This is a genomic window from Psychromonas sp. Urea-02u-13 (assembly GCF_002835995.1).
In the GTDB taxonomy this organism is placed as follows: domain Bacteria; phylum Pseudomonadota; class Gammaproteobacteria; order Enterobacterales; family Psychromonadaceae; genus Psychromonas.
Genome location: NZ_PJBZ01000165.1, coordinates 1 through 2,733, shown reverse-complemented (window position 1 = coordinate 2,733; position 2,733 = coordinate 1). Strand labels below are relative to the sequence as shown.

General features: G+C 37.6%; 2 protein-coding genes. Both read left to right on the top strand.

Annotation, left to right across the window (positions count from 1 at the left end; genetic code table 11):
• Window positions 1-141: 141 nt before the first annotated feature.
• Entirely contained in the window at window positions 142-564 is a 423-nt protein-coding gene (locus tag CXF74_RS20985; RefSeq protein ID WP_101084544.1) for a hypothetical protein, read from the top strand.
• Between the two features lie 372 nt (window positions 565-936).
• Window positions 937-2,646: a methyl-accepting chemotaxis protein gene (locus CXF74_RS20980; protein ID WP_101084542.1), complete on the top strand. Its 1,710-nt coding sequence runs from the start codon at window positions 937-939 to the stop codon at window positions 2,644-2,646.
• Window positions 2,647-2,733 lie beyond the last annotated feature (87 nt).

Sequence of the window (2,733 nt, the reverse complement as noted above, 5' to 3'; positions counted from 1 at the left end):
TAATTGGTTTATGGCAATTTAACGACTATTTCTTTTCAATTCCCATGGCACAGCAAAGCGAATGGGCACTGGTGCAGTACGGTGTTATCACGGCCACCTTTGTGGGTTTCGCTAAGTTTTACATGGAAACAGGGGGCAAACATGTTAATCGCAATGATCCTTAAGTTGTTCGCCGGCTCAGCTAAAAAGCCGTTATTAATCGCGCTAATCACTGGCGTTGTACTCATGCTATTAACCGCCGGTTATTTCTCAATAAAATCCCAGGCTTATCAAGCAGGTTATCGCACTGCAGAGCATCAGTTTTTGCAAGAAAAAGAGCGTGCCGTGATTGAGGCCATTAAAGGTGCTAACCGCAGGAACCAAAGCAATAACGAGATTGCTAGGGCTTACTGGCAACAACAAATGGATAAAAAGCCCAAGATACAGACCCTAGAAAAAAGGATAATTGAATATGTTGAAGTTACTAATAATGATGAGTGCCTGCTTAATGATGATGAGCTGTTCATTCTTGGCGACCTTGTCGATATTGCCAACGGCGCTACAACCTCCCAAAGCAAAGATTGACCAAGCTCTATTACAGCCTTGCCCTGAGATTCAAGCTCCCACAGATAAGCGTAAAAGCGGGCATCTATTATGGAAAAAGCAGTTGATAGTGAGCTATGGAGAATGCCGAGATAGGCATAATGCCTTAGTCGATATTGTTAACGGCAATAAAAAAGTGAATTGACATTTTATTACGCCATCAAGAGAATTGTTACGAATAATATAATGTCAGTGCTAGTTACACATTGTTTAAAAAGAAGAAATTAACGAATAAAAGCACGAGGAAACATAGCTAACTAAAAATAAAAATAAAGTTTAATTCGGATTATATGCCTATAGTTTAAGAACTCAGACCGTCTTTCAGTTAAAAATTTTTAATAAAGAGAGAATGAAATGAAGATAAAAACAAAATTAATTGGGCTACTTAGTGCCGCTCTTGTATTTATATTACTCGCTATATTTACTGAGTTTATATCGCTTTTTAAAAACGAGGAACAAACTAGCGTAGCACAACAAAGGTATTTATCTTTTGCTGTGGCGGATGAATTTCGGCACACCTCAATGGACCTAACTCGCCTAGCACGGACTTTTGTTGCCACTGGAGATCAAAAGTATTGGGATCAATATTTTCATATTATTGCTTGGCGAAGTGGTAAAGCGGATAGGCCTGCATCGGTTAATAAGGAGCTTTCTCCGAATATAAAAATTTCGCAATTAGACATCATGAAAAGCCTTAATTTTTCAGAGAAAGAGTTTGAATATTTAAAAGTGGCGAGTGCCGCGTCGCAAGGATTAATTGCGACAGAAACTCAAGCAATGGAAACCATTAAGCAAGGTAAATACGTAGATGGCCCCTTCAAAATGGATGCTGATCAGGCGTTAACAGCATTCGCTCTTAAACTGGTTTTTGATAATAATTATCATAATGAGGTGGGTAAAATTATGTCGCCAGTCGGTAAGTTTTTTACCGCTTTAGATAACCGTACTTCAAACGAGTTAATCACCGTCAGCAATTCATCTCATTTTTGGCTAAATGCAGCCTTTATTTTTCAACTTCTTGTGGGTTTTTTGGTTGCGGTGATCACTTGGTTGATTATACGCCTATTATTTTCACCGTTAGATAAAGTCATTAATGTTTTGGTGGCCGCTGATATGGGTAATGGGAAATTAAATTTAACGCAAACATTAGATGAAAAAGGAGAGTTTGAACTTACTGCATTAGCTAAAGGATTTAATTTATTCAATGGTGGAATAAGATCTATTATTGAAAAGTTTACTGCTTCAATTAGTGAATTATCCCAATCCTCATCGGCTTTATCCGTAATATCAGAGCAAACAGAAAACTCTGTTTCCGTTCAACAAATTGCATTAGACCTTGTGGCAACTGCTGTGCAAGAGTTGGTTGCTACTGTGCAAGAGGTTGCGAACAATGCACTAGAAGCATCAACAACGTCCACGGATTGTAAAGATATCTCTTCTGAAAGTTTAATCATTGTGAAAACATCAATCGAGAATATGGCAACGTTAGCAGGTGAAATAACGTCTGCGTCAGCAGCCATTAAAGCAGTTGAAGCGGATAGTGAGACTATTACAACTATATTAGATGTTATTAGAGGTATCGCAGAGCAGACAAACTTATTAGCGTTAAATGCCGCCATTGAAGCAGCAAGAGCTGGAGAGCAAGGTCGAGGATTTGCTGTGGTTGCTGATGAAGTAAGGTCTTTAGCAAAAAGGACTCAAGAAGCCACCGAAAAAGTTCAATCCATGATCCAAAACTTACAAAGAAATTCTAAAGAAGCAGTCCAAGCTATGGAAAAAAGCACTAATCAAGCAAGTATTTGTATCGATAATACTAATAAAACAGAGGAATCGATTAACAGTATATCTGATCTTGTTGGTGACATTACCGGAATGAATATTCAAATAGCAACGGCCAGTGAAGAGCAAAGTGCAGTAGTGGAAGAAATCAGTAAGAATGTTCACGAAATACTGACTGAGATTGACCAGACTAAATCCTCTGCGATACAAACTGCAAAAAATAGTGAGGGTTTAAATAAGCTATCGGACGAGCTTAATATATTGATGAAACAATTTAAGATTTAAAAAATAATTTTCGTGATGTGACCTCCTAACAACATGAAATAACTAGAGAACCTTAATCGTTTTAATAATGTATTTATTTGATAATAT